This is a genomic window from Bradyrhizobium sp. R2.2-H (assembly GCF_004346455.1).
In the GTDB taxonomy this organism is placed as follows: domain Bacteria; phylum Pseudomonadota; class Alphaproteobacteria; order Rhizobiales; family Xanthobacteraceae; genus Bradyrhizobium; species Bradyrhizobium diversitatis.
This window is the reverse complement of the sequence record NZ_SMBR01000002.1, coordinates 612,657-635,646: the sequence shown is the minus strand read 5'-3', so window position 1 is coordinate 635,646 and position 22,990 is coordinate 612,657. Positions and strand designations below refer to the sequence as shown.

The following is a 22,990-nucleotide window of genomic DNA, read 5'->3' as shown; positions in this document are numbered from 1 at the left end:
GGACGGTAGCAGCCGGCCTGCATGGCCCCCCTGCTTTATTGCGAGCGCGGCACCTGCGGACCTGACGGCGCCTGGTTCTGCTGCTGCTCGTCGGCCTTCTTCAGCGAATCCAGGATGCCGCCCGAGGTCGGCGGCGCGATCGGCGATCCGCCGGCCGGCTGGGTCTGCGACGCAGGCGTGCCAATGATCGATGACGGCTTGCGGTCGTAGCCGGCGTACCAGGACAGGAACAGACTGGTGAGAAAGAAACCGACGGCCAGGATCGCGGTGGTCCGCGTCAGAAGGTTCGCAGTGCCGCGGCTCGACATGAAGCCGGCGCCCCCGCCCATACCGAGCCCGCCGCCTTCCGACTTCTGGAGCAGGACGGTGCCGATCATGACGGCGACGATCATGAGGTGGATGACGATGACAACGGTCTGCATAATATCCTTCCGTCACAAGCGGACGGCGCCTGACGGCGGCCGATCGCGCTTCGCGGTTTTCCTGAAGTTGCGCGGTGTTACACGATCGGGAGGGGTATTGCCACCCCCGATCGGATCCGAACCCAACGGTTTGAACGAGCCGGGTAGCGCTTAGTTAGGACAGCCGTTGGCGATCGCAAGGAAATCGGCCGCTTTCAGGCTAGCGCCGCCGACCAGCGCGCCGTTGACGTTTTTCACCGCCATCAGTTCGGCCGCATTCGAGGGCTTGACCGATCCGCCGTAGAGGATGCGCATTCCGGCACCTTCGGCCTTGAACCGGGAGATCAGGAATTCCCGGATAAAGCCATGAATTTGCTCGACATCCTTGGCGGTCGGCGTCAGCCCGGTGCCGATCGCCCAGACCGGCTCGTAGGCCACGACCAGATTGGCTGCAGTGGAGCCGTCTGGCAGTGAACCGTCGAGCTGGCTGCGCAGGACGTCCAGGGTTTGGCCGCCATCGCGCTGGCCTTGCGTCTCGCCGATACAGACGATCGCCGTCGCCCCGGCGCGCCAGGCGGCTTCGGCCTTCTGTCGGACCAGAGCATCGCCCTCGCCGTGGTCGGCGCGGCGCTCGGAATGGCCGACGATGATGGCGGTTGCGCCCGCATCCACCAGCATTTCGGCGGCGACGTCGCCGGTATGGGCGCCGGAGGCCTTGGGATGGCAGTCCTGGGCCCCCACCGCGACCGTCTTGCCGCGCGCCTTGTCGGCGAAGGCGGCGACCAGGGTCGCCGGCGGGCAAACCAGCAGGTCGGCCTTGCCAGCTACGTCTGCCGCACCGTTGAGCATGGCGTCGAATTCGGCAGCCTGGGCTTTCAGCCCGTTCATTTTCCAGTTGCCGGCAATCAGCGGTCGGATGGCGTCGGTCATGTCAGGATCCAGCGAAATGAGGTTTGTGGATGCGCTAGCAGAGCTGTCGCGGCAGTTCCAGATTCTTGTTTTGACGCGTTTTCTCGAAGCGAACCGGGTCCACTTCGCTGGAAAACGCTTTGGGGCCTTTAACCGCAGTCTCGAGCGGCCGCGTGACGCGAGGTTGCGGGGGGAAAGCCGCCACTTTATGATGAACTATCAATTTGGTGACGCGCTTTTGCGGAATCTGCATTAAGACGCGCGCTCCGTTCCCCTCCTGACCAAACAAGTTGGACCAAATGCTTCGAGGAATGCGCAAGGCCTCATCAAACTGGCTCGGCAAGACCATCATGGCCATTGTGATGGGCGTGTTGATCATCAGTTTCGGCGTTTGGGGCATCGCCGACATCTTCAAGGGCTTCGGGCAGTCCACGGTGGCCAAGGTCGGCAGCACGGAGATTTCGCTCAACGAGTTCCGCCAGATCTACACCGACCGCCTGCAGCAAATCAGCCGCCAGTTCGGCCGGCCGTTGACGCCCGACCAGGCCCGCGCCTTCGGCCTCGATCGACAGGTGCTGCAGCAGACCATCGCGGAAGCTGCGCTCGACGAAGAGGCGCGCCGGCTCGGGCTCGGCCAGTCCGACGAGCAGATCCGCCAGGTCATCATGAACGATCCCAACTTCAAGGGCGTCGGCGGCAATTTCGATGCGAACCGCTTCCAGGCCGTGATCCGCAATTTCGGCTATACCGAGCAGCGCTACGTCGCCGAGCAACGCAAGGTGTCGCTGCGCCGCCAGATCACCGGCACGATCGGCGCCGGCCTTGAGCCGCCGAAGGCCATGATCGACATGCTGACGCGCTACCAGAACGAGCAGCGCGCCATTGAATTCGTCAAGCTCGACGCCGCGCAGGCGGGCACCATCGACGCGCCCTCGCCCGAAGCCCTCGCCACCTATTTCGAGGATCACAAGGTCCAGTTCCGCGCGCCCGAATACCGCAAGATCGCCTTCGTCGTGATCTCGCCGGAAGACATCGGCAAATGGACCGAGGTCTCCGACGAGGACGCCAAGAAGGTGTTCGAGCAGCGCAAGGACCGGCTCGGCACGCCGGAGAAGCGACAAATCCAGCAGATCGTGTTTCCGAACGTCGCCGAAGCGCAAGCCGCACGCGAGCGTCTCGTCGGCGGGCTGTCGTTCGAAGACCTCGGCAAGGAGCGTGGGCTGAGCGCCTCCGACATCGACCTCGGGCTCGTGACAAAGTCTTCGCTCACTCCCGCGGTCGGCGACGCCGCCTTCGCACTTCCCGTCGGTGAGATCAGCCAGCCGATCCAGGGCGCTCTCGGCACCTCCATTGTCAGGGTCGACAAGATCGAGCCGGGCAAAGAGGCGGACTACGCCAGCGTTGCCGGCGAAATCAAACGCGAGATCGCCACCGAACGGGCCCGCGTCAAGGTCGCAGATCTCCGCGACAAGATGGAAGACGAGCGCGGCGGCGGCTCCAGCGTGATCGACGCGGCGCAGAAGCTCGGCCTCACCGCCGTGACCATCGACGCCGTCGACCGTTCCGGCCGCGCCCCGAACGGCCAGCCGGTCGCCAGCATCCCACAGGGTCTCGACGTGGTGTCGCAAGCCTTCAACACCGACGTCGGCGTCGACAACGATTCGATCTCGTTCAAAGGCGGCTATGTCTGGTATGACGTGCTCGCCATCACGCCCTCGCGCGACCGCAATCTCGACGAGGTCCGCGACCAGGTCGAGGCGCGCTGGCGCCAGGACCAGATCGCGGCCAGGCTGAAGGCCAAGGCGACGGAGATGGTGCAGAAGCTCGAAGCAGGCGGCAAGCTCGCTGACGAGGCCGCCGCTGTTGGCGCCAAGGTCGAGACCGCGACCGGCTTCAAGCGCGACGACTCCCCCGCCGGCGTGCCCGCCACCGTCGTGTCGGCCGCCTTCCGCACCGCCAAGGGCGGCGTCGGACAGACGGCCGTGAGCGGCGGCAGCGAGGTCATCGTCTTCCGCGTCACCGACATCGTCGACCCCGCGGTCGATGTCGCCTCCGACGCGGTCAAGAAGCTGAAGGAGAGCCTCGACCGGGCCCTGACCGAGGAGCAGGTCGCCTCCTACGTCAACAAGCTCGAGACCGACATCGGGACCACCATCAATCAGGCCGCCTTCGCGCAGGTGACCGGCGCGAACCAGTGAGTTGAAAGCACGCGATGGACGACCTGAAATCGATCATTGGAAAAGTGGCGACCGGCGCCAGCCTGTCGCGTGACGAAGCCGCTTCCGCCTTCGACGCCATGATGTCGGGCGAGGCCACGCCGTCGCAGATGGGTGGCCTGTTGATGGCGCTCCGCGTGCGCGGTGAAACCGTGGACGAGATCACGGGCGCCGTTTCCGCCATGCGCTCCAAGATGCTGACCGTGACGGCGCCGGCCGAAGCCGTCGACATCGTCGGCACCGGCGGCGACGGCTCCGGCTCGGTCAACGTCTCGACCTGCGCCTCCTTCATCGTCTCGGGCGCCGGCGTGCCGGTCGCCAAGCACGGCAACCGCGCGCTGTCGTCGCGCTCGGGCGCCGCCGACGTGCTGGCCTCGCTCGGGGTGAAGATCGACCTGAAGCCGGAGCAGGTCGGACGCTGCGTGCGCGAATGCGGCATCGGCTTCATGTTCGCTCCCGCCCACCACCCCGCGATGAAGAACGTCGGCCCGACCCGGGTCGAGCTTGCGACGCGCACGATCTTCAACCTGCTCGGCCCCCTGTCCAATCCGGCCGGCGTGAAGCGGCAGATGGTCGGCGTGTTCTCCAGGCAATGGGTGCAGCCGCTGGCGCAGGTGCTGAAGAACCTCGGCTCGGAATCCGCCTGGGTCGTGCACGGCTCCGATGGCCTCGACGAGATCACTCTCACCGGACCGACCTTCGTCTCCGCTCTCCACAATGGCGAAATCCGGAATTTCGAGGTGACGCCCGAGGAGGCCGGACTGTCGCGTTGCGAGGCCGGTGCGCTCAAGGGCGGCGACGCCGATGCCAATGCGATCGCACTGCAAAGCGTGCTCGACGGCAAGCCGAGCCCCTATCGCGACGTCGCGCTGATCAACGCCGCGGCCGCGCTGGTCGTGGCCGGCCGCGCCAAGGACCTCAAGGAGGGCGTCGCGATCGGCGCCCGCTCGATCGACAGCGGCGCGGCCAACGCGAAGCTGAAGCACCTGGTCGCAGTCTCCAACAGCTGAACCGCGCATGCCCGACATCCTGACCAAGATCGAGACCTATAAGCGCGAGGAGATCGCGGCAGCGAAGCGGACGCGTCCGGTCTCCGCCGTGGAGGCCCAAGCCAGGGCCGCATCCGCGCCCCGTGGTTTCCTCCGCGCGATCAAGAGCAAGGTTGCCAACGGCGACTACGCGCTGATCGCCGAGATCAAGAAGGCCTCGCCCTCCAAGGGTCTCATCCGCGCCGATTTCGACCCGCCGGCACTCGCAAGAGCCTATGAGGCGGGCGGCGCGGCTTGTCTGTCGGTGCTGACCGACACGCCTTCATTCCAGGGTCATCTCGACTTCATGGTGGCGGCGCGTGCGGCGACCTCGCTGCCGGTGCTGCGCAAGGATTTCATGTTCGACACGTATCAGGTGGTCGAGGCGCGCGCGCACGGCGCCGACTGCATCCTGATCATCATGGCGGCGCTCGATGATGCCGCCGCGAAGGATATCGAAGACGCCGCCCTCGCCTTTGGCATGGACGTGCTGATCGAGATCCATGACCGCGCCGAACTCGAGCGGGCGCTGAAGCTGCGGTCGCCGATGATCGGCGTCAACAACCGCAACCTGCGCACCTTCGAGACCACGCTTGCGACCAGCGAGGCGCTGGCGCCGCTGATCCCTCGGGACCGGCTGATGGTCGGCGAGAGCGGCATCTTCACGCCAGAAGATCTTGCCCGGCTCGAGCGCGTCGGCATAGCGACGTTCCTCGTCGGTGAAAGCCTGATGCGGCAGGCCGACGTCGCTGCGGCGACGCGCGCGCTGCTCGCGCGCAGCACGAAGGGCACGCGCTGACATGGCGCGCAAGCCAGCCAAGACGAAGCCAGCCAAAGCCAAGGCCGGCCCTGCCCTCACCCATATCGGCGCCTCCGGCGAGGCGCGGATGGTCGACGTCTCGGACAAGCCCGCGACCGAGCGGCTTGCTGTCGCGGAAGGCCGCGTCGTCATGACCAGGGCGACGCTCGACCTGATCGTATCCGGCAACGCCAAGAAAGGCGACGTGCTCGGCACCGCGCGCATCGCCGGCATCATGGCCGCCAAGCGCACATCGGAGCTGATCCCGCTCTGCCATCCGCTCGCGCTTTCGAAGGTGACGGTCGATATCGAGCCTGACGTGAAATTGCCGGGCTGCCTCGTTCGGGCCAGCGTGAAGGTGACGGGCCCGACCGGCGTCGAGATGGAGGCCCTCACGGCCGTCTCGGTCACCTGCCTCACCATCTACGACATGATCAAGGCGGTCGAGCGCGGCGTGCGCATCGAAGACATCCACCTGGTCGAGAAGCTCGGCGGCAAATCCGGCCACTACCGTGCCTGAAACCGCTTGCTTCGGCGAACCACCTCTCGCGCGGCGCACATCGATTGCTTTTGAGCGCGGCCTTTCATGTTGCGTTAACCGCGCTTCCTAACTTTGCCTCCACACCGTTCCCGTAAACCAACGGATGTTTCCAGGGCCAAGAATTGATCCTGACGTGTGCCCGGCAATGACCCAGCATGATGACGAAATTCGGCAGTCGCCTCTTTGACCAAGCCTTCGTGCGCGGCGGACCGATCCGCTGGCTGGTGGTGGGCGGCACGCTGCTGATCGCGGCCATCGCCATCGGCTCTGTCCTGATGGCGCAGAATTTCCGCGAGCGGGCGCTGCGCAACTCGGGCCGCGAGCTGGAAAACACCGTGCTGCTGCTCGCTCATCATTTCGATCAGCAGTTGCAGGATTTCGCGGTCATCCAGAAGGATTTCGTCGACCACGTCCGCTCGAGCGGAATCACGACCGGGGAAGACTATCGCAAGCGCCTTTCGGGCGAGGACGTCCACCGGCTGCTGCGGTCGAAGATCGAGGCGCTGCCCTACATCGGCGGCGTCAACGTCACCGATGCCGAAGGCAATCTGATCAATTCGTCGACGACATGGCCGGCTCCCAAGGTGAACGTGGCCGATCGCGCCTACTTCCGCACCTTCAAATACGACCCTTTTTCGCCCGATGTCCTGATCGAGCCGCTGCATAGCCGCGTCTCGGGCGCATGGACCATCCTGGTGGCGCGGAAGATCGTCGGGCCGAGCGGCGAGTTCCTCGGCGTCGTCGGACGCGGGATCGAACCGGCCAACTTTGAAAAATTCTTCGCCTCCGTCGTGCTCGGAGACGGCGCGACGATCTCGATGCTGCATCGCGACGGCACGCTGCTCGCCCGTTATCCCCATTCCAGCGAACTGATGGGACGTAATTTCAAGACCGGTTCGTTCGCCCATCAGAGGATTTTCAGCCTCGATCACTTCGCCGGCCGTTTTACGAGCCCCGTCGACGGCGAGGACCGGCTGATCTCCGCGCGTGCCCTGCCGCACTTCCCGATCCTGATGATGGCCAGCACGACGCGGGCGGCGGCCCTGGCGGACTGGCGCGAGCAGATCGGCATCCTGATCTCGGTCGCCGCCTCTTCCGCGCTCGCCATCGCAGGCGTGCTGATCGCGATCGTGCGCAAGCTGCTGAAGCAGCACCGCCTTTCGCGCGAACGGCTGACTCTGGAGAAGCAGCGGCTCGACCGCGCCGTCAACAACATGACGCAGGGCCTCCTGCTGTTCGACGCCGAGCAGCGGCTCGTGGTCTGCAACCAGCGCTACATCGAGATGTACGGGTTGTCGGCCGAGATCGTGAAGCCCGGTTCCAGCTTCCACGACATCATCGCCCATCGGAGGGCAACCGGCTCGTTCACCGGCGACGTCGACGCTTACGTCGCGCTCGTGCTGAAGGACATCCATGTCCGCAATTCCATGGTGGTCGATACTTCCGACGGCCGCTCGATCCACATCCTCAACGAGCCGCTCGCAGATGGTGGCTGGGTCGCGACCCATGAGGACATCACGGAGCGCCGTCGCATCGAGGAGCGCATCACCCACCTCGCCCATTACGACGCGCTGACGGACCTGCCCAACCGCACCATGTTCCACGAGCATCTGCGCGACACGCTGGCCGCGGTCCGCGACGGCGAACAGATCGCGGTGCATTACATCGACATCGACGAGTTCAAGGGCGTCAACGACGCGCTCGGCCATCTCGTCGGCGACGAGCTGTTGAAATCGGTAGCCGCGAGCCTCCAGCGCTGTGCAGGCCCGGCGGACTTCGTGGCGCGACTCGGCGGCGACGAATTCGCCATCGTGCAGAGCGCGGTGATGTCGCCGGACCAGGTCGACGAACTCGTCGCGCGGGTCTTCGAGGCCATCCGCACGCCGTTCGACTGCATGGGCCATCATCTCACCACCGACGCCAGCATCGGCATTGCGCTTGCGCCGGAACACGGAACGGTGCTGGACCAGATCCTCAAGAACGCGGACATGGCGATGTACGCGGCGAAGTCCGCCGGACGCCGGACCTACCGCTTCTTCGAGCCGGAGATGGACACCAGGGTCCGCGAGCGCCGTCAGCTCGAGAGCGACCTGCGCCACGCCATCGCCCAAGGCGGGTTCGAAGGCGGGCTCGAGGTTCATTACCAGCCCTGCCTCGGCCTGAAGGATGACCGCATCACCGGCTGCGAGGCATTGGTGCGCTGGCGTCATCCCGAGCGCGGCATGGTCTCGCCGGCCGAATTCATCCCGATCGCCGAGGACACCGGCCTCATCAACGAGATCGGCGAATGGGTGCTGGCGACCGCGTGCCGGGACGCGGCCACCTGGCCCGACGACATCCGCCTCGCCGTCAACGTCTCGCCGGTGCAGTTCAAGAGCGGCACGCTGGCGCTGAAGATCATGGCGGTGCTCGCCGCCTCGAACCTGCCCGCGAGCCGGCTCGAGCTCGAGATCACCGAAGCAGTCCTGATCCGCGACGACGACGCCGCGCTCGCGATCCTGCACCAGCTCCGCGCCATCGGCGTGCGCATCGCGCTCGACGATTTCGGCACCGGCTACTCATCCCTGAGCTATCTGCACCGTTTCCCCTTCGACAAGATCAAGATCGACCGCTGCTTCGTCGACGACATCGCCCGCCCCGACGGTTCCGCCAGCATCGTTCAGGCCGTCGTCAACCTGGCGACCTCCCGCCGCATGACCACCACAGCCGAGGGCGTCGAGACCGAGGAGCAGCGGCGCCTGCTGCGCACCCTCGGCTGCTCCGAGATGCAGGGCTATCTGTTCAGCGCCGCCAAGCCCGCCGACAAGATGCTGGAGCTGTTCGCGCTGCATCGCAGCCGGCTCGCCCGGCGCGAAGGCAGCGAGGGCCGCCGCCGCGAGGCGGGTTAGATCTTCCGCCGCGGATGGAGACTCCGAGGATGCCCGCAAAAAGAACTGCCCGGAAGTGGTCATCCACTCCCGGGCGATCCGTATCTGGAGGTCGTCAGATCTAGTTCGGAACCGCAGCCTTCGACGCCGGTTTCGAAGCGACGGCATCATTCGCGGTGACGCCATGCAGAAAGTCGAACGCTGCGTGCAGGGCCTTGTCGTCCTTCTCTTCCGGCGGGACGTAGGACTGCGATCCGGTCTGCTCGGTGCCGTCGGCAGCCGACAGATGGCCCCGCATCTGGGATTCCGCCATGGTGTCCATCCGGCCCTTCAGCTCGGGCGGCACGTCCTGCAGGATCTCGATGTCGGGAGCGATGCCCTGGGCCTGGATCGAGCGGCCCGACGGCGTGTAGTAGCGCGCCGTGGTCAGCGCCAGCGCGCCGTTGCCGGAGCCGAGCGGAATGATGGTCTGCACCGAGCCCTTGCCGAACGAGCGCGTGCCGATCAGTGTCGCGCGCTTGTGGTCGTGCAGCGCGCCGGCCACGATCTCCGAGGCCGAGGCCGATCCGCCGTTGATCAGGACCACGAGCGGCTTGCCCTTGGTGAGATCGCCACCATGCGCGGTGAAACGCTGAGTCTCTTCCGGATTGCGGCCGCGGGTCGAGACGACCTCGCCCCGCTGCAGGAAGGCGCTCGACACCGACACGGCCTGATCGAGCAGTCCGCCCGGATTGTTGCGCAGATCCATCACGTAACCTGCGAGCTTCTCCGCCGGGACCTGCTTGGAGATCGACGCGATCGCCTTCTTCAGTCCGTCGGTGGTCTGCTCGTTGAAGGAGGTGACGCGGATATAGCCGATGTCGCCGTTCTCGACGTGGAAGCGCACCGGGCGCACATGGATGATTTCGCGCGTGATCGAAACGTCGAGCGGGGCGTCCGCGCCCTTGCGCACGATGGTGAGCTTGGTCTTGGTGTCGACCGGGCCCTTCATCTTGTTGACGGCCTGCTCGAGCGTCATGCCCTGCACCGCCTCGCCGTCGATCTTGCTGATGAGATCGCCGGACATGATGCCGGCCTTCGAGGCCGGCGTGTCGTCGATCGGCGAGACCACCTTGACGAGGCCATCCTCCATGGTGACTTCGATGCCGAGCCCGCCGAACTCGCCGGAGGTGGTCTCCTGCATCTCGGTCCAGGCCTTGGCGTTCATGTAGCGCGAGTGCGGATCGAGCGAGGTCACCATGCCGGTGATCGCGCCCTCGATCAGCTTGGCGTTGTCGGGCTTCTCGACATAGCTGGCCTTGACCCGCTCGAACACCGCGCCGAACAAATTGAGCTGGGAATAGGCATCGTCCGCGGTCGCTGCTGCACGCGCCGCCCATACTCCGCTGTGCGGGCCGGCTACCAGAAGAGTCAGACACGCTCCGGTGAGCGCGCCGAGGGGGAACAGCAGGGTTTTCCGCATGGATCACGTAGCCTTTTGCTTGGCGGTTCTCTTCGGGTTGGGAGCGCCATGCACAGCAAATGGCGATCCAGCCCACTTCTCACAATACCATTCCGGTTTCTTCAAGGCCGGGATGCCACGCTGGCGGGTATACGAAGAAATCCCTTCGCCTTGGCCTAAACTTTTGGCAACGTTCCGAAACTGTTTCGCGCGAAGCGGAAACCGGTCGGGCCGCCCACGCCTCGCAGCTATGCGATTTTAGGATGGTTTTGGAGGGCCGGACGCGATAGGCGATGACGATAAGACTTCAAATTCTCGGGAGGACAACAATGAACGAAGCGCCCCGCATCCGGACTGAAAGGAACGTCGAACTCGGCGCCAGCAACGAGCCGTTCCAGAACCTGCACGAGTTCATCCGGAAAGCGCGCGCCAACCTGAACCAGAACGCCTGGGACTACATCGTCGGCGCGGCCGAGACCGAGACCACGATGCGCCGCAACCGCATGGCGCTGGACGAGATTGCCTTCCGCCCGCGCGTGCTGCGCGATGTCCGCAAGGTCGACGGAGGGGTCGATCAATTCGGCCGCAGGATGCGCCTGCCGGTGGTGCTCGCCCCGGTCGGCGCCCTCGAGATCTTCGATCCGGATGGCGCGGCAAGCGTGGCACGCGCCGCCGGCACTTTCGGTGCGGCGCACATGCTGAGCTCGGTGTCCGAGCCAGGACTGGAGAAGACCGCCGAAGCCGCGCCCGACGCGCTGCGCCTCTATCAGCTTTATGTCCGCGGCGACGATGCCTTCGTCGCCGATGTCGTCAGCCGGGCCGAGAAGAACGCCTATGCCGCCTTCTGCCTGACCGTCGACACCGCCCATTACAGCCGTCGTGAACGCGACATCGCCAAGCGCTACGTTCGCGAGAGTCGTCTGCGCGCCACCGGCGGCGATTTCCAGAAGGGCCTGGAGTGGCGGACCGTGAAGATGATCAAGGACAAGTTCAAAATACCGCTGATCCTCAAGGGCATTGCCACGGCAGAAGACGCGCTGATCGCGCTCGATCACGGCGTCGAGTGGATTTACGTCTCCAACCATGGCGGCCGCCAGCTCGACCACGGTCGCGGCGCCATGCATGTGCTGCCCGAGATTGTCGATGCCGTGAAGGGCCGCGCCAAGATCATGGTCGACGGCGGCATCTGTCGCGGCACCGACATCGTCAAGGCAATCGCGGCGGGCGCGGATCTCGTCGGCATCGGGCGGCTGCAATGCTGGGCGCTGGCAGCGGCGGGCGAAGCCGGTGTCACCCGGATGCTGGAACTGCTCGAGGACGAGGTGCTGCGCTGCCTTGGCCTCCTGGGCGCCACCTCATTCGCCGAGATCGACAAATCCTGCCTGCATCCGGCAACCGCCACCAACGCCCCCAGCGTGTTCAGCGCGTTCCCCCTCTTCGACCACGAGCCCTATCGCTACTGACTTGCCGATACTGAAGTGAAAAGGACGCAATGACATCGCTTTCTCCCGGCAGCGCGGATGCGCTTCTGTTCGACCTCGGGCGCGTCGTGCTCGACATCGACTTCTCCAAGGCGATCGCCTGCTGGGCGGGACATGCCTGCTGCGAGCCCGAGGCCATCGTCGCGCGCTATGTGCGTGACGAGGCCTACCGCCTGCACGAGATGGGCAAGATCAGCGACGAGGATTATTTCGCCTCGCTGCGCGCGTCGCTCGGGATCGGCATCTCGGACGCGCAGTTCCTGGAAGGCTGGAACGCGATCTTCGCAGGCGAGATGCCCGACATCGCCGAGCTGTTGCCGCGTGCGGCGAAGCAGATGCCGCTCTATGCGTTCTCCAACACCAATCGGCCGCATGTGGACTATTTCTCGAAGGAATACGCCGGCGTGCTCGGCCATTTCCGCGAGCTGTATCTGTCGTCCAGCATCGGCCTGCGCAAACCGGATGCAGAGGCGTTCGACCACGTCGTCGCCGCGATCGGCGTGCCGGCCGGTCGTATCGTGTTCTTCGACGACCTCGCGGAGAACATCGAGGGCGCGCGGGCGCGAGGTTTGAACGCCGTGCACGTGACGTCGCCCGGCGACGTGGGGAACGCGTTGAGGGCGCTTGGCATTTGAATGCCAGGCAGTCGCCGCGACAGGTCACGTCTGGGCCAAATTTGCAGGAGAGGAGGAACCGGAGCCGCTCTGTGCATTTTTGTACGGAGTTCCGGGAACGGAATACCACCCTTCGGACTCATGAGTCGGTTGGGATTTCTACATCGGACGGATCGACGTGCTGGGCAAAACCTATCTCACCAAGCAGGCCTCTCTCCTGCTCGAATTCGCCAGAACTACCTCGGATTCTGACCTTTCCGCCAAGCTGATCAGCAAGGCCGCCGACCTGAAATCTCTGGCTGATCCGATACCCGACAAGGATCAAGGTCCCAAAGCTCCCGACGTCGCCATGGGCGTCAGTCCGGATGATCCGACCGGGAGTTGAGCGATGCTGGCCGTGGCACTCGTCCTCCTCGTGCCCGCCATGGCCATCCTCATGCTGGTCTGTCTCGCCTTCCGGATCATGCCCCGGCGGATTTGAGTCACCTCAGACGTCCGAGTGCTCGCGTTCCTGCGCGGGATGCTGGATTGTGAGAATGACGATTTCGCCAGCTTCTTCGTCCAGCCGGTAATAAGCCAGATAAGGGTACCGCCGCGTCACCAGCTTGCGTACGCCCTCGACCTTCTGTGGTCTCCCAAGCCGCGGAAAGCGAACGAGATTTTGAAGCGATTCAAGGATCGCAGCACGCACGCGCAACGCGGCTCGCGGGCTGCGCTCTCTTACAGTCGGCAATGCTAATCAGATCTTGGGATGCGCGTGGTGTGAATCTGAGCTTCATCCCTCGAAGCGGCGGAACGCGGCTTCGACCTCGGTATCAGACGCAAACTGCCGGAGGTTCGCTTGTGCGAGCCCCTCAAGGACTGCCGGAAGATGGTCGGGATCGATTTCCTCGGGCTCCCCTGCGTTGCCGGTCAGAGCCAACATCGCGCGCGCGATCTCATCCTGGCTATCCGCAGGAAGCTGCCGCACGGCGTGGAGCGCCTTTTCGAGCAATTTTGTCATCAGTATAAGTTAAGGCGACCTTGCGCCGAAAGGAAGTGCGTCTTCGACTGAGCGCCCCTTTTGCGTCAGCTCCTCCGCTCGGCTAGAACCATGCCGACCCAGTCCCGATTTGTTGCGGAGTTCGCCCGTGGCCCTCATGCCGGTTTCTGACGCGCTTGCCGCGGTGCTGGCGGATGCAGAGCCGCTGCCTGAAGAGATGGTTTCCCTCGATGAGGCCTACCATCGCGTGCTTGCGCGCGACGTCGCGGCGCGGCGCACGCAGCCACCGCAGGCCATGTCGGCGATGGACGGCTATGCCGTGCGGGCGGCCGATGCGGCAACGGTCAATTCCAGGCTCGCGGTGGTCGGCGAGGTCGCGGCCGGTCGCCCGTTCGCGGGAAGGGTCGGCCCCGGCGAAGCCGTGCGGATCTTCACCGGCGGCGTCGTTCCCGACGGCGCCGATGCGGTCGTGATCCAGGAGGACACTGTCGCGGAAGGCAAGCTCGTCACGATCAAGGAAGCCGCGATTCCCGGGCGGCACATCCGCCCCGCCGGTGTCGACTTCCGCGAGGGAGACGTGCTGCTCCGCAAGGGAAGCCGTCTCACCGAGCGCGATCTCGCGCTGGCTGCCGGGATGAATCACCCGCATCTCGCCGTCCGCCGCCGTCCGAGGGTCGCAATCCTCGCCACCGGCGACGAGCTGGTGATGCCCGGCACCACGCCCGGACACGGCCAGATCGTCTATTCCAATGGCTATGCCCTGCACGCGCTCGCCCGCAGCGAGGGCGCCGAGACCATCGACCTCGGCGTCGCCGCGGATACGCTGGAGGCCACTTCCGCCGGCATCCGTCTCGCCCGGGAGAGCGGCGCCGACATCCTGATCACGACCGGTGGTGCCTCGGTCGGCGACCACGATCTGGTCCAGCAGGCGCTCAAGGACGAAGGCATCTCGATGTCGTTCTGGAAGATCGCGATTCGGCCGGGCAAGCCGATGATGCACGGACGGCTCGGCGCAATGCGCGTGATCGGCCTGCCCGGCAATCCCGTGTCGTCCTACGTATGCGCCTTCCTGTTCATGGTGCCGTTGATTCGCGCCCTGTCGGGCCGATCAGTGATTCATCATCGCCGCGAGCGCGCCGTGCTGGGCCGCGATCTCAGTGCCAATGACCAGCGCGAGGATTATCTGCGTGCGCGCCTGGAACAGCATGACGACGGCACGCTCGTCGCTCTTCCCGTCAGCCATCAGGACTCCTCTCTGCTTGCGAATCTCGCTGCGGCAGAGGTACTTCTAGTGCGCGCACCGTTCGCGCCGAGGGCCGAGGCCGGCACGCCTTGCGAGGTGCTGCGCCTGCCCGCCTGAGCTGCATGGCCACACGCATCGCGCGAGCTTCGCTCTATTCACCGTAAATTAAGCAGTTGCGGAACACATATCGAACATATAGTGTCCGTTCATGATTTGTTTCGAGGATGTAGCGGCTTATCGCTGACTTTCTCGTCTCGGACTTGAACGACATCAACCGGGGGATTTTGGTCGAGATGTTGACGCGCAAACAATACGAGCTTCTGCGATTCATCAGCGAACGTCTGAAGGAAAGCGGCGTGCCGCCGTCCTTCGACGAGATGAAGGATGCGCTCGACCTGCGCTCGAAGTCAGGCATCCACCGCCTGATCACTGCGCTCGAGGAGCGCGGCTTCATCCGCCGCCTGCCCAACCGCGCCCGCGCCATCGAGGTGATCAAGCTGCCCGAGCTGCAGGCCGCCGCCGGCAGTCGCCGCGGCTTCACGCCGAGCGTCATCGAAGGCAATCTCGGCAAGGTGCGCGCGACCTCCAGCCCGCCTGTGGACGAGGGCGAGCGTCCCGTCGCGGTGCCCGTGATGGGCCGCATCGCGGCCGGCACGCCGATCGAGGCGTTGCAGACGCGCAGCCACACCATCAGCGTGCCGCCCGACATGCTCGGCTCGGGCGAGCACTACGCGCTCGAAGTACGCGGCGATTCGATGGTCGAGGCCGGCATCCTCGACGGCGACATGGCGCTGATCCAGCGCAACGAGAGTGCCGATACCGGCGACATCGTGGTGGCGCTGATCGACGACGAGGAGGCCACGCTCAAGCGCTTCCGCCGCCGCGGCGCCTCTATCGCGCTCGAGCCCGCCAATGCCGCCTACGAGGTCCGCATTCTTCCGCCGAACCGCGTGAAGATTCAGGGCAAGCTGATCGGGCTTTACCGCAAGTACTGAGCGGACGTTCGATATCTATCGGAGCGGATCACTGTCCGCTTCGGCTGGATGGTTTTTCCGGTTCTGCTCAGACTGTCCGGCACCCTCTTTCGCCGTCACGCCTCGACACGCCGCACGACGCAGCATCGCTTCGCAGCCTGAGAGTGCGAGGACATGTGATGCGCCAGATCGTTTCATGGACGATATTGCGGCGCCGATCGCAGCATCGGCGACGTAAGCCGTTGCCATACAATCGCACCGCCATTCGGCAAGCGAGCGAGCGTCGGCGCCCGCGAGGCGCTGACACGCGCCTTCCGAATACACAGGTGTCGGTTTTGTTCCTATCGAATCCGGGAAAGATAATGTGATCGTGGCATGCGGCGCCCAGCCGCAGATTTGCCTACAACGAAGCAGAGCGTTGCGTGCTTCCACCCTGATAGAGGCCTGCGCCTCCAAAAGAGGTGCGGGTTGCTATCTTCGCATGAGGAGCACCCAATGTGTGACTACAGCCTGCATGCTGTCGCGACGCGCCCCGCCGAAGTCGGCGAGACGATCGTCACGACAACCTTCCGTGGCACCTCGACGCGCGGCTTCGCCTCCGAAGCCGATCTCTCCGTCGCTGTCTGCTTGCTGCCGGGAACGGAGCTCGCTTTCGCCGACAACGTCCGTTACGACAATCGCTGGATCTGGACGCGCACCGTGAACTCCCGCGTCGGCAAGTTCGGCAAGATCGACCCGCACATTCCCGACCGCCATCATGACGCGATCGAATTCCCCGACGGAAAATACGTGCTGGTGACACAGCTCGTCGAAGGCCAGCGCGCGACCGTGCTGCAGCTGCCGGTGACCCAGCCGGTTGGCGAACGCGAGCACAAGCCGCAGACCGTCGCCGACACGCGGTCCACGATCACGCGCCTGCCGATCGGCTGACGTCGTCGCCCCCGGCCGATGGTCGTGGGCCTGGAATGAAATGCCATCGCCGGCCGAGGCCGGCGAGATGGTATGGTTTGCGTCCTGCGAAATCCCGTCGGATCGACCTTCCCCGCATCGCTCCTCAATCGTCCGCCTGCAAGTCCGTCTCCGATGGCGTTGCGTCCCGGTTGCGGGCCACGGCCGTCTTCGGCGCAAGGCTGCCGTCGAAATCCCCCTCGCCGGCGCCGGCCGGCAGCCAGGGGCGGCTTGTGCCTCTCGCCCTCACCGCCCGAACCGAGAAGCCGTCACCGCTCTGCGTCAGAGCCAGCGCGCCCTGACTGGCGAGCCGTGGCCTGTCGACCACCATCGCCGCGCAATCGGGCGGCGTGGGCCGCGCCGTCACCACCAGCGCGGCGCGCCTGCAATCATCAGCCAGAGCGTCGATGCGCAACGCCAACGCGACAAGCCGTCCATCCGCGAGCGGCGTCACGCAGCCGGACTCGTCGCACGACACACCGTCGGCCAGCGAGGCGCTGCCGGCATCGCGCGGATCGGCATCGGCGGCCAACCACTCCCTCAGCAGGAAGCCATCCTTGCTGGCGCGGATCACATGCAGCCGCCCGTCCCGGCCCCGCACGGCGACGCTCGCGCCATCCCCGGCAATCAGGATGTCGGGCTGCCGCACCGACATCGCCCAGAGGATCGCGGCAAGCAGCACCAGGGCACCGGACCAGCGCAGGGGCGTGCGCAACAGCCCCATCACGATGATCCCGAGGCTCGCCGCGATCAGCGGCGCGATCCCGAATGCGGGAATGCGGCCGACTGCGCCGGGCAGTGCCGCCACCCAGCGCGAGACCGCAACCATCCACTCGATGCCGATCCCCATCAGCCACCAGAACGCGCCGTCGAGCCCGAAGGGCGCCGCGAGCAATCCCAGCAGCCCCGCCGGCATCACCATCGCCGAGACCACCGGCATCGCGCCGAGATTGGCGAGCACGCCGTATGGCGTCACGCGGTGGAAGTGGAAGGCGGCATAGGGCGTGGTCGCAAGCCCCGCGATCAACGAGGCCAGGAACAGCATCGCGATCTCGCGGCCGCCCCACAGCGCGATCCGCGCCGTTGCGGAATGATCGGGCGATGCCAGCAGGTTCGGCATGCCGATCTGCACCAGCGCCACCAGCCCGAGCGTTGCCGCAAAGGACATCTGGAAACTCGGATGAACCAGCGCCTCCGGCGCGACGGCGAGCACGATCAGCGCGGCCACCGCCAGCGTCCGGAACGTGATGGCGCGGCGATCGACCATCACGGCGATCAAAACCACCGCCGTCATGAAGAACGATCTCTGCGTCGCGACCTCGGCGCCGGACAGCAGCAGGTAGAACGCAGCTGCAACAAGCGCCGCGGCTGCCGACCATTTCTTGATGGCGAAGCCAGCCGCCAGCCCCGGAATCAGCGCCAGCAGGGCGCGAACCGCGAAGAACACGACGCCGGCGACGACCGCCATGTGATAGCCGGAGATCGACAGCACGTGGCCGAGCCCCGAGACGAACATCGCGTCGTTGACGGGCGCGGTGATCGCGTCGCGCCGCCCCGTCAGCAGCGCGGTCGCAATCGCGCGATTGTCGCCTTCGAGCGTCGCACGGATGCGGGCATCGATCGCATCGCGCAGGCCCTGCATGAAAGCCGCGTAGCGCAGCCGCAAGCCGACGGCATCCGGCGGCGGCGCGGCCGTGATCGCGCCCATCACGAAGCCGGAGGCGCCGATGCCCTGGAAGAACATGTCGCGCGAGAAATCGTAGCTGCCGGGGCGCACCGGCGAGATCGGCGGCAGCAGCCGCGCCTTCAATTGCACGAAGCTTCCGACCTCGGGCGCAGTGCCCTTGCGCACCGACAGGCGCACGCGCTCGAGCTTGACGTCGCTGCGCTGCGCTTCCATCGCGCTGACGCGCAGTACGAAGCGATCGGTGCGCTCGCGGATGTCGCGCGCCTCCACGAAGCCGGACAGCGACACCGAATAGAGCGGCCTGGCCAGCACGGTGTGGGCGATGCGCGCCGTCTTCCAGGTCGCGACGGCAAAACCGGCCGCGACCGCCGCGATCATGATCGCCAGGGCAAACAGCCGGCTCCGTCGCAGCAGGACCGCGCCAAGCGCGAGAACGGCCGCCGTCGCGGCAACGACCCACAACACCGGCTCATGATCGGCGGCGAAATACAGCGCGATGCCGCCACCGAAGGCGACCGGCACCCAGGGAAGCAACCGGCCTGGGCCGGCCTCGGCGCGGGCCCATTCGCGCAGCGTTCCGACGATTGCCGGCCAGATGCCAAGGCCCGCCGGGACAAAGCCGCCGGCGGGCGCAGTGCGGCCGACCGGCCACGTCCCGGCAACTCCCTGGGAGCGTACTGGCCGGCCCGCCTCCGCCATTCCCCTGCACCTTACGATACGCGACGGGTACGGAGGCTACTGGAACGTGCGACTGCGCGAATGGCGATTATATACTTGACACCACAAAACGCAAGGGATAGATTCCTTGACATAGATCACGAACAAACCGCGACCCGAGAACAAACCATGTCTCAGTTCAACGCGCCGCACTTCCAGAGCCACGAAGCGGCCCGCGCCTATCTTGAGGCGATCCGCTGGGGCGCTGAGCGCGTTTGCCCGCATTGCGGCACGGTCGGGAAGTCTTACGAAAACAAGAAAAAGCCGGGCGTCTATCGTTGCGCCTCCAAGGAATGCCGCAAGGACTTCACCGTCACGACCAAGAGCGTGATGGAAAGCAGCCATATCAAGCTGCACGTCTGGCTACAGGCGTTCTATCTGATGGCGTCCAGCAAGAAGGGCATCAGCTCCCACCAGCTCCACCGTGCGCTTGGCGTGACCTACAAGACGGCTTGGTTTCTCACCCATCGCATCCGCGAGGCAATGCGCGCGGGCGGCCTGCTTGCCCCTATGGGCGAAGGCGGCAAGGTCGTGGAAGCCGATGAGACCTTCTATGGGTTTCTAGAAGGCCAGCCCAAGACGGGCCGCCGCGCGTGGTCGAATAAGAACGTCGTCTTGACGCTGGTGGAACGCGGCGGTTCTGCTCGCAGCTTCCACGTTGACGGCGTGCGCGTTGGCGATCTGATGCCGATCATCCGCGAGAACTTGAGCCGGGAAGCTCAGTTGATGACGGACGAGCACTATTCGTACAAGTACATCGCGGAAGCTGACGGCCTCGACCACTCGACCGTCACCCACAGCAAGGACGAATACGTCCGCCGTGAAGGTGACAAGGTGATCTCAACGAACACGGTTGAGGGCTACTACAGCATCTTCAAGCGCGGAATGAAGGGCGTGTATCAGCACTGTTCTGAGAAGCACTTGCACCGCTATTTGGCTGAGTTTGATTTCCGTTACAGCAACCGCGTTGCGCTCGGAATTGGCGACGGAGAACGTGCGGACCTTGCCGTCAAAGGCGCGGCTGGCAAGCGTCTGACGTACCGGCAAGCTAACTGAGCGCGATCTATCACGCGTAGCTCGCCGAATCTTGCGCAAACGTGCCAAAATAAATTCGACAAAACGACGCAAGACATTGCGCGACTAAGTATCTAGGGTTACAGGTGGAAGGCTTGAATATGTCAGCAATGCTGTCTATTTAGACTTCCTTAATGCAACTCACGGCGGATTGACGCGTTGCCGCTTGTTTGAGAAGACAACCCCAGAATGAGGGTGAAGCCATGTCGGACGGATTGAAGGTTGTAGTGTTTAAAGAGGCAGAGCAGTGGGTTGCTCAGTGCCTTGACCATGACGTGTGTGTCCAAGGCCCCGACCTTGAGACTGTGCGCTCGCGCATGCATGTAGCCCTCACTGCCGAAGACGACCTGGAATCGCTGCCGAAGGCTCCCGAACATTTTTTTAAGCTTTGGGACCGGAAGTCTGGCTTTAGCGAGAACGGCCGGACAGACGGCATGACCTATGAAATGGCCTTGTGCGCCTAGCCTATGAGCGCCTTCCCCTTTGGCGGGCATCCGCAACTAGGCGCTTACATAGATTGGCTACGTACCAACCATAACGGTACTGCTCAAAGTGGCTACGCCGTCGATCAAAGCGGCGCGCCACATTCCCTGACCAAATTGCGCCTGCCAAACGGCAAGTCTGTCGTCGTGGTGGGCGTTGGTCAGATGGAGTATTTGGTGCCTTCGATGGTTGGATACCTAGACCGTCGCTTAGGCGTTAAATCCCCCTGGTTTAGTGTTTAGCGCGGGCTTTCCCGGGCTTTTTCTTCTTTGGCTTACGAACCTTCGGCTTTTCCTTCAGCGGCTTGGCCGGGGTTATGAGCGCACCGTGAAGCGCATCCTCGAAGCGCTTCTGAGCTTCGGCTTCACTATACTGGTCGTCCGGCCGTGGTTTGCGCACAGGATTCCTTGCATTTTTCCAAGGATTTACCTATAGTATCGGCGTGACGCCGCATCAGTGGGCTAGACCGATGCAGCGCCACGCCTACACTATGGTGGTTGCATAACAACCTCCTTTCGGGGCTTACCGTGACCGCCCCGTTTCGCGCCGCTTATGCCCGGGGTCGCACCCAGACATTCCCCTCTGCATCAGTGTCACGGCCTCATGCAGACGGATTTCAGACGGCGGGCCTAGCCCGCCGTTTTGTTTTGCCACGGTAAGACAAGAGCCTCTTGGGAAGGCCTCGCTTCAGCGCGGATGTTGTCCGCGTTGCGAATGTTGTCCGGCAGGCCGGCCTTGTTGGCGACGAGCCGCCATTTCCGCCGAAACTCATTTCCGGAATACGGGCGGTCGTTTGCCTCGCAGATAATCATCGGACCTGATGTCGGCATGGCCGGAAGCTTTTCGAGCTCTTCCAGCACCATCGGCAACTTGGTTAGATCAACCTCATGCGGAATCTTCCGTTTGACCTTGTCTACAGTGGTGAAGCGCAAAATCAGCTTGTCGTCCACGTCTGACCAGCGCAGCCCGCGAACCCACTTTTCGTTGCCCCATACGATGGTCGAGGGCGTCGGATCTGAAAGCGGAATCCACTCGCCGATGACATCGACCTGACGCAGCTTCAATTCAAACTGAATGGCCTGCGCTAATGCAATCGACGGCCAACCGATCTCATGGGCCTTACGGCGTACAGCCGTAGCGTAGTCGGCCGTCATCGGCACCAAGCGCGCCTGCGCGGCCGGGAAGCGCAGCGTCCGCATAATGTGAGCGAAAGGGATGCAGCGGGCGTCGCCTAAGGTGGTTGCTCCGAAGCCCGACAGAAGTCGCAGCTTGGCCGCTAGAGCGTGGCCCATGGCGATCTTACCGCCTTCGGCCCACTGGTGGTAAAAACCCATGATCCTGTCGGCAGTCAGACCCTCGACTTCATAGTGCCCGAAGTCAGAAACGATCTTGTTGAGGTTGCCGTCGTACCCATTCCGGACCTTGTGCTTTAGCTTGAAATAGGGTGATCGCTCATCGGCGCGATAGCATTTCACTAGCCCGGCAATGGTCCCATCGAAGCAATGCTTGGGGGAGGAGTTTATAGTTAAGGAGGGGTTACCAATGACCGGCGACCCCGTCGTGATCCCCACGGCTGCTAGCGGAATTTTGAGTTCGTGAGCCAGCGCTTTGAACTGCGCAATCTTTTCCAGCCGCGCCCGAAGGGCGGCTTCTTCCTCTTCCAGAGAGGCAAAGGTGGGCTGGGGTTCGCGATCCATGGTTCCAGCTTATAGGCCGGCAACCACGGATCGGTCAAGAGCGCGGACAACAGTGGTGAGGCCACCTATAGCGGCTGTGGTGCCAAGTATATAATCGCCGCGCGAATAGCGGTACAGATCGGGAACAGGCGGCGTAGCGCGCTACTTTTCCTCTTCCATCGTCACCGCGACCGAAGCTTTGGCCGACAGCCGGACCTTGTTGCCTTCGACGTCGGCAACGAGGCCCTTGTCGATGAAATGATGGTGACCCTTGTGGCTGCCCTCGCCGCTGTCCTTCTTGGTCAGCTTGATGCGGTTGCCTTCGACGCGATCGACGGTGCCGACATGGACGCCGTCGGCGCCGATCACTTCCATATGTTCTGCGATGTTCTGCATGGTGGGCTCCTGTTGGACCCACCCCAACGCGCGGACGGAGTTTCGGTTCGCATTTTCTGTCATTCCGGGCTCGCGACTTCGTCGCGCTCCGGAATGACGACACCAATGGAATCGCGCGACCGCTAAATCAGCGGAGCCTGCGACGAGGCGTGGTGATTGACGATCTTCCAGTCGCCATCCTCGCGAATGAGGACCCAGCTCATCTTGACGACGAGATCGTCCCGCTCGCCGGCGAGATCGAACGCGATGGTCGCGGCCATGTTGATCAGATCGGGGCCGGCCTGCGCCGCCTGCACGTCGGAAAAGGCCGCGCTCGGCTTGCGCCACCGCGGCAGCCCGTTGAAATAGTCAGCGACGCCGCCCCTGCCCCGATAGAGTTTCGGGTTGGAGCCGAAGAAGAACGCGTCCTTCGCATAGAGCGACGACAGCGCGGCGGCGTCGAGCTTGGCAAAGCCGGCGCACCATTTCGCGATGACGGCGGAAACGATGGCGTCGGCTTCGCTGCTCATTGCG

At 64.4% G+C, this 22,990-nt stretch carries 23 protein-coding genes; 14 read left to right on the top strand and 9 right to left on the bottom strand.

Annotation, left to right across the window (positions count from 1 at the left end; all coding sequences use genetic code 11):
• Positions 1-35: 35 nt before the first annotated feature.
• Together secG and tpiA are read right to left on the bottom strand one after the other, a co-directional pair.
• The gene (gene secG / locus EDE08_RS07090) at positions 36-422 is read right to left on the bottom strand and encodes a preprotein translocase subunit SecG (RefSeq protein ID WP_061881423.1); all 387 of its coding nucleotides are present in this window, start codon (positions 420-422) and stop codon (positions 36-38) included.
• Between the two features lie 150 nt (positions 423-572).
• Positions 573-1,331, bottom strand: a complete 759-nt coding sequence (gene tpiA, locus EDE08_RS07085; RefSeq protein WP_131868228.1) for a triose-phosphate isomerase — start codon at positions 1,329-1,331, stop codon at positions 573-575.
• 16 nt (positions 1,332-1,347) lie between these two features.
• On the opposite strand from tpiA, the gene EDE08_RS07080 reads away from it, so the two are divergent.
• The 6 genes from EDE08_RS07080 to EDE08_RS07055 all read left to right on the top strand — a co-directional run bounded on the left by EDE08_RS07080 (position 1,348) and on the right by EDE08_RS07055 (position 8,782).
• Positions 1,348-1,566 carry a hypothetical protein gene (locus EDE08_RS07080; protein WP_131868227.1) on the top strand — a complete coding sequence of 73 codons (219 nt, stop codon included), beginning with the start codon at positions 1,348-1,350 and terminating at the stop codon, positions 1,564-1,566.
• 43 nt (positions 1,567-1,609) lie between these two features.
• Positions 1,610-3,508, top strand: coding sequence for a SurA N-terminal domain-containing protein (locus EDE08_RS07075; RefSeq protein WP_131868226.1), 1,899 nt, complete (start codon positions 1,610-1,612; stop codon positions 3,506-3,508).
• Positions 3,509-3,522: 14 nt separating this feature from the next.
• Positions 3,523-4,536, top strand: a complete 1,014-nt coding sequence (gene trpD, locus EDE08_RS07070; RefSeq protein WP_131868225.1) for an anthranilate phosphoribosyltransferase — start codon at positions 3,523-3,525, stop codon at positions 4,534-4,536.
• Between the two features lie 7 nt (positions 4,537-4,543).
• Positions 4,544-5,353 carry an indole-3-glycerol phosphate synthase TrpC gene (gene trpC, locus EDE08_RS07065; protein ID WP_131868224.1) on the top strand — a complete coding sequence of 270 codons (810 nt, stop codon included), beginning with the start codon at positions 4,544-4,546 and terminating at the stop codon, positions 5,351-5,353.
• Position 5,354: 1 nt separating this feature from the next.
• On the top strand, positions 5,355-5,873 hold the full coding sequence (gene moaC / locus EDE08_RS07060) for a cyclic pyranopterin monophosphate synthase MoaC (RefSeq protein WP_131868223.1): 519 nt from the start codon (positions 5,355-5,357) through the stop codon (positions 5,871-5,873).
• A 176-nt stretch (positions 5,874-6,049) separates the two neighbouring features.
• Positions 6,050-8,782 carry a bifunctional diguanylate cyclase/phosphodiesterase gene (locus EDE08_RS07055; RefSeq protein ID WP_131868222.1) on the top strand — a complete coding sequence of 911 codons (2,733 nt, stop codon included), beginning with the start codon at positions 6,050-6,052 and terminating at the stop codon, positions 8,780-8,782.
• Positions 8,783-8,882: 100 nt separating this feature from the next.
• Here the strand turns inward: EDE08_RS07055 and EDE08_RS07050 are convergent, their stop codons facing one another.
• Complete coding sequence (locus EDE08_RS07050) at positions 8,883-10,223, bottom strand: S41 family peptidase (RefSeq protein ID WP_131868221.1); 1,341 nt, start codon at positions 10,221-10,223, stop codon at positions 8,883-8,885.
• A gap of 308 nt (positions 10,224-10,531) precedes the next feature.
• Between EDE08_RS07050 and EDE08_RS07045 the strand changes: the two genes are divergently transcribed.
• The 3 genes from EDE08_RS07045 to EDE08_RS07035 all read left to right on the top strand — a co-directional run bounded on the left by EDE08_RS07045 (position 10,532) and on the right by EDE08_RS07035 (position 12,682).
• Positions 10,532-11,665, top strand: coding sequence for an alpha-hydroxy acid oxidase (locus EDE08_RS07045; RefSeq protein WP_131868220.1), 1,134 nt, complete (start codon positions 10,532-10,534; stop codon positions 11,663-11,665).
• A gap of 29 nt (positions 11,666-11,694) precedes the next feature.
• On the top strand, positions 11,695-12,318 hold the full coding sequence (locus tag EDE08_RS07040; protein ID WP_131868219.1) for an HAD-IA family hydrolase: 624 nt from the start codon (positions 11,695-11,697) through the stop codon (positions 12,316-12,318).
• A 157-nt stretch (positions 12,319-12,475) separates the two neighbouring features.
• The gene (locus EDE08_RS07035) at positions 12,476-12,682 is read left to right on the top strand and encodes a hypothetical protein (RefSeq protein ID WP_131868218.1); all 207 of its coding nucleotides are present in this window, start codon (positions 12,476-12,478) and stop codon (positions 12,680-12,682) included.
• Positions 12,683-12,784: 102 nt separating this feature from the next.
• On the opposite strand, the gene EDE08_RS07030 is transcribed toward EDE08_RS07035, so the two are convergent.
• Together EDE08_RS07030 and EDE08_RS07025 are read right to left on the bottom strand one after the other, a co-directional pair.
• Positions 12,785-12,988, bottom strand: coding sequence for a type II toxin-antitoxin system RelE/ParE family toxin (locus EDE08_RS07030; protein ID WP_245524716.1), 204 nt, complete (start codon positions 12,986-12,988; stop codon positions 12,785-12,787).
• An 84-nt stretch (positions 12,989-13,072) separates the two neighbouring features.
• The gene (locus tag EDE08_RS07025) at positions 13,073-13,300 is read right to left on the bottom strand and encodes a hypothetical protein (RefSeq protein ID WP_131868217.1); all 228 of its coding nucleotides are present in this window, start codon (positions 13,298-13,300) and stop codon (positions 13,073-13,075) included.
• Positions 13,301-13,427: 127 nt separating this feature from the next.
• Between EDE08_RS07025 and EDE08_RS07020 the strand changes: the two genes are divergently transcribed.
• The 3 genes from EDE08_RS07020 (at position 13,428) to EDE08_RS38240 (ending at position 16,426) form a co-directional block, all read left to right on the top strand.
• Positions 13,428-14,639, top strand: coding sequence for a molybdopterin molybdotransferase MoeA (locus tag EDE08_RS07020; RefSeq protein WP_131868216.1), 1,212 nt, complete (start codon positions 13,428-13,430; stop codon positions 14,637-14,639).
• 176 nt (positions 14,640-14,815) lie between these two features.
• Entirely contained in the window at positions 14,816-15,517 is a 702-nt protein-coding gene (gene lexA, locus EDE08_RS07015; protein WP_028177622.1) for a transcriptional repressor LexA, read from the top strand.
• Between the two features lie 474 nt (positions 15,518-15,991).
• A complete protein-coding gene (locus tag EDE08_RS38240) occupies positions 15,992-16,426 on the top strand; it encodes a hypothetical protein (RefSeq protein ID WP_165935735.1) in 435 nt (144 codons plus the stop codon).
• 124 nt (positions 16,427-16,550) lie between these two features.
• Here EDE08_RS38240 and EDE08_RS07005 read toward each other — a convergent pair whose 3' ends face one another.
• Positions 16,551-18,830 carry a ComEC/Rec2 family competence protein gene (locus EDE08_RS07005; protein ID WP_131868215.1) on the bottom strand — a complete coding sequence of 760 codons (2,280 nt, stop codon included), beginning with the start codon at positions 18,828-18,830 and terminating at the stop codon, positions 16,551-16,553.
• A 147-nt stretch (positions 18,831-18,977) separates the two neighbouring features.
• On the opposite strand from EDE08_RS07005, the gene EDE08_RS07000 reads away from it, so the two are divergent.
• Positions 18,978-19,904 carry an IS1595 family transposase gene (locus EDE08_RS07000; protein ID WP_131868214.1) on the top strand — a complete coding sequence of 309 codons (927 nt, stop codon included), beginning with the start codon at positions 18,978-18,980 and terminating at the stop codon, positions 19,902-19,904.
• A 221-nt stretch (positions 19,905-20,125) separates the two neighbouring features.
• The gene (locus EDE08_RS06995) at positions 20,126-20,386 is read left to right on the top strand and encodes a hypothetical protein (protein WP_131868213.1); all 261 of its coding nucleotides are present in this window, start codon (positions 20,126-20,128) and stop codon (positions 20,384-20,386) included.
• Between the two features lie 648 nt (positions 20,387-21,034).
• Here the strand turns inward: EDE08_RS06995 and EDE08_RS06990 are convergent.
• The 3 genes from EDE08_RS06990 to EDE08_RS06980 all read right to left on the bottom strand — a co-directional run bounded on the left by EDE08_RS06990 (position 21,035) and on the right by EDE08_RS06980 (position 22,986).
• Positions 21,035-22,102: a site-specific integrase gene (locus tag EDE08_RS06990; protein WP_131868212.1), complete on the bottom strand. Its 1,068-nt coding sequence runs from the start codon at positions 22,100-22,102 to the stop codon at positions 21,035-21,037.
• 141 nt (positions 22,103-22,243) lie between these two features.
• Positions 22,244-22,477, bottom strand: coding sequence for a DUF2171 domain-containing protein (locus tag EDE08_RS06985; protein WP_024341296.1), 234 nt, complete (start codon positions 22,475-22,477; stop codon positions 22,244-22,246).
• A gap of 122 nt (positions 22,478-22,599) precedes the next feature.
• The gene (locus tag EDE08_RS06980) at positions 22,600-22,986 is read right to left on the bottom strand and encodes a YybH family protein (RefSeq protein ID WP_131868211.1); all 387 of its coding nucleotides are present in this window, start codon (positions 22,984-22,986) and stop codon (positions 22,600-22,602) included.
• Between the last annotated feature and the right edge of the window lie 4 nt (positions 22,987-22,990).

Bases quoted from the DNA above. Each gene is read 5' to 3' on its own strand.
- moaC (WP_131868223.1), top strand. From the start codon at position 5,355: ATGGCGCGCAAGCCAGCCAAGACGAAGCCAGCCAAAGCCAAGGCCGGC.
- trpC (WP_131868224.1), top strand. From the start codon at position 4,544: ATGCCCGACATCCTGACCAAGATCGAGACCTATAAGCGCGAGGAGATC.
- lexA (WP_028177622.1), top strand. From the start codon at position 14,816: ATGTTGACGCGCAAACAATACGAGCTTCTGCGATTCATCAGCGAACGT.
- EDE08_RS07075 (WP_131868226.1), top strand. From the start codon at position 1,610: ATGCTTCGAGGAATGCGCAAGGCCTCATCAAACTGGCTCGGCAAGACC.
- EDE08_RS07025 (WP_131868217.1), bottom strand. From the start codon at position 13,300: ATGACAAAATTGCTCGAAAAGGCGCTCCACGCCGTGCGGCAGCTTCCT.
- EDE08_RS07040 (WP_131868219.1), top strand. From the start codon at position 11,695: ATGACATCGCTTTCTCCCGGCAGCGCGGATGCGCTTCTGTTCGACCTC.
- EDE08_RS07005 (WP_131868215.1), bottom strand. From the start codon at position 18,830: ATGGCGGAGGCGGGCCGGCCAGTACGCTCCCAGGGAGTTGCCGGGACG.
- tpiA (WP_131868228.1), bottom strand. From the start codon at position 1,331: ATGACCGACGCCATCCGACCGCTGATTGCCGGCAACTGGAAAATGAAC.
- EDE08_RS38240 (WP_165935735.1), top strand. From the start codon at position 15,992: ATGTGTGACTACAGCCTGCATGCTGTCGCGACGCGCCCCGCCGAAGTC.
- EDE08_RS06995 (WP_131868213.1), top strand. From the start codon at position 20,126: ATGTCGGACGGATTGAAGGTTGTAGTGTTTAAAGAGGCAGAGCAGTGG.
- EDE08_RS06985 (WP_024341296.1), bottom strand. From the start codon at position 22,477: ATGCAGAACATCGCAGAACATATGGAAGTGATCGGCGCCGACGGCGTC.
- EDE08_RS06980 (WP_131868211.1), bottom strand. From the start codon at position 22,986: ATGAGCAGCGAAGCCGACGCCATCGTTTCCGCCGTCATCGCGAAATGG.
- EDE08_RS07050 (WP_131868221.1), bottom strand. From the start codon at position 10,223: ATGCGGAAAACCCTGCTGTTCCCCCTCGGCGCGCTCACCGGAGCGTGT.
- EDE08_RS07000 (WP_131868214.1), top strand. From the start codon at position 18,978: ATGTCTCAGTTCAACGCGCCGCACTTCCAGAGCCACGAAGCGGCCCGC.
- secG (WP_061881423.1), bottom strand. From the start codon at position 422: ATGCAGACCGTTGTCATCGTCATCCACCTCATGATCGTCGCCGTCATG.
- EDE08_RS06990 (WP_131868212.1), bottom strand. From the start codon at position 22,102: ATGGATCGCGAACCCCAGCCCACCTTTGCCTCTCTGGAAGAGGAAGAA.
- EDE08_RS07045 (WP_131868220.1), top strand. From the start codon at position 10,532: ATGAACGAAGCGCCCCGCATCCGGACTGAAAGGAACGTCGAACTCGGC.
- EDE08_RS07055 (WP_131868222.1), top strand. From the start codon at position 6,050: ATGATGACGAAATTCGGCAGTCGCCTCTTTGACCAAGCCTTCGTGCGC.
- EDE08_RS07080 (WP_131868227.1), top strand. From the start codon at position 1,348: ATGAGGTTTGTGGATGCGCTAGCAGAGCTGTCGCGGCAGTTCCAGATT.
- trpD (WP_131868225.1), top strand. From the start codon at position 3,523: ATGGACGACCTGAAATCGATCATTGGAAAAGTGGCGACCGGCGCCAGC.